Genomic DNA, 2,088 nt, shown 5'->3' on the forward strand with positions numbered 1-2,088 from the left:
GTAAAGTCACCGCCCAGAGGGCGGCGTTACGGTTCTATAGCAACCTTCTTGGCAGTTATACCACTCGCTCATGGCTAAAACGATTGATTCTATTCTCTTCTTCCCTGAGTAGAAGTAAAGTTAAATTCCTGACGATGACTGGCGAAACCCACCAAATATCAGTCAAGATATAATCATAAAACCTTTCCCCTAATCCCATGAATGACATTAATCAGGTTGTCTCCGCCCTTGATGGCAAAGACTATCCAAAAGCAGCCCAATTGCTCAAAAAACTACAGAAAGACTCCCCCGAAAATCCCTGGGTGAAGTTCTACATTGCACGCTACTACGAACTCACCAACAAACTAGAATCCGCCGAAAAAATTTATCGGCAACTGCTACGCGACACCACTAACCCCAAAATAGTCGCTCAATCCCGTCAAGCCATCCAACGCATCGAAACCATAGAACAAAACCGCCGAAAAGACGCGATCGCGATCGCCAAAAACGATCCCCGCAACACCGAACCTGGACTCTTAATCCTAGAACCCGTCAGCCCAGAAAACAAACCATCAGCTATACAAAATATAAGTAGGATTCTCAAAATTGACCCCTACACCGCTCGGATACAAATCCAAAGTCGGGGCTGGCGGTTATACAAAACAGGCGCGATCGGAGAACTGCGCGTTTACGGCGAAGAACTACTCAGCGCAGGCATCCCCGTCTTCTGGGCAACCTTCGCCGAAATCCAAAAAATTCAACTCTTTCGAGTCCAATATTTTCAGTCCTTTTCTCCCCAACCCACCGCCGTATGTAAAAACGAACTCGACCAGCTCGGCTCTCTCACATTCAACTGGTCAGAAGTGAGCCAGCGCGTCGAGGGACTATTGCCCCTGTTTGTCGAAATCATGGACTACTCCCCCCACAGACGAACTGACAAATTCCGCCATAAAGAAATCACCCAAGATTATGCCCAAATCTGCGATTTACACTTACCCAGCAGACATTGTATATTGCGGCTATGCGACCAAACCTATCAATTTCAAAAAGGCATTACAGCCGAAAAAATAAAAGAATTAGAGAGCAAAAACTCAATCAAAACTCAAAACTCCCAAAATACGGCTAGAATCAACTGGAATAACTTAGTGCAAACCTTTAATCAGCAGCCATCTGTAAATATCTGGTCTGAATTTACTCCCTTTGCAGAGACAGCCTTAGATTACACCCAAATGTTAAGCCGGATTAAACCCCACATTGACATTGAGCGCAAATCCGAAAGCCCTTGGGATGCAGCTTTCCAGTTGTATAGCGTGCTAATTTTCCTCAAAAGTCAAGGTCAAAATGAATAAAAATTTTGAGTCTTGAATTGACTACAACCCAAAACTCAAAACTCAAAACCCAAAACTCAAAACTCTTTTACTTAGAAGTTTTCATTCCGCGAGCCATATCTCGAAAGTTATTCATGTTGGGGCCGGGAAGTCGGCGGTTTGTCGTTGGTGTTGGCATTAAATAATCGGGAGCAAAGGTTATCGTTGATGCAGCTTGAGCTGGAACCTTACCATTCGTCACAGCGACAGCAGGTTTCGGTGCAGGCTCAGCTTTCTGAGGCTTAGCCGCAACAGGTTCTCGCTTCTCAGATTTTGCAGGTGCAGCTACCGCTACTAAAGACTGAGCAGCAACAGGCTCAGGCTTCTTAGCTGAAGCTGACTCAGCTTTCGCTGACCCATTTTCTGGAGCCTTATCCAATTCCAAGAAATACTCAGACTTCTTAATGCCTAAGAGTCTAGCCAAGAAACCAAAAATGCCACCAAACAAATTTTTGATAAATCCGAACATTACATTTACTCCTTGTTTTTTTTAGAGAAATGTCTACAAGCTTTACAACCAAGTCAGACTAAGAGCAATTGCAAATTTTGTCGATATTTATTCATCAAACTTTACATCAGAGCTTTAGTAAGTATTGATGCTTAGGTAGCTTGCAGGCAGCAAGTGCAGTGCTTCTTTGCACTTGTTAACAAATTATCTCAGAATTAGCGCTTAATTTTCACTGAATTTCGATACTTACGTAACGCCGCCGTTGTCCTTCTAATAATTAATTGTTTGTAACGC

Annotated in this window: 2 protein-coding genes; one reads left to right on the forward strand and one right to left on the reverse strand. The window is 43.6% G+C overall.

Annotation, left to right across the window (positions count from 1 at the left end; all coding sequences use genetic code 11):
* Positions 1 to 197: 197 nt before the first annotated feature.
* Positions 198 to 1,328, forward strand: a complete 1,131-nt coding sequence (locus PY364_RS22250; RefSeq protein ID WP_275526364.1) for a tetratricopeptide repeat protein — start codon at positions 198 to 200, stop codon at positions 1,326 to 1,328.
* 67 nt (positions 1,329 to 1,395) lie between these two features.
* Here PY364_RS22250 and PY364_RS22255 read toward each other — a convergent pair whose 3' ends face one another.
* A complete protein-coding gene (locus tag PY364_RS22255) occupies positions 1,396 to 1,815 on the reverse strand; it encodes a hypothetical protein (protein ID WP_275526366.1) in 420 nt (139 codons plus the stop codon).
* Between the last annotated feature and the right edge of the window lie 273 nt (positions 1,816 to 2,088).

Origin of the sequence: Kamptonema sp. UHCC 0994, assembly GCF_029167235.1 — a bacterium.
In the GTDB taxonomy this organism is placed as follows: domain Bacteria; phylum Cyanobacteriota; class Cyanobacteriia; order Cyanobacteriales; family Microcoleaceae; genus Kamptonema.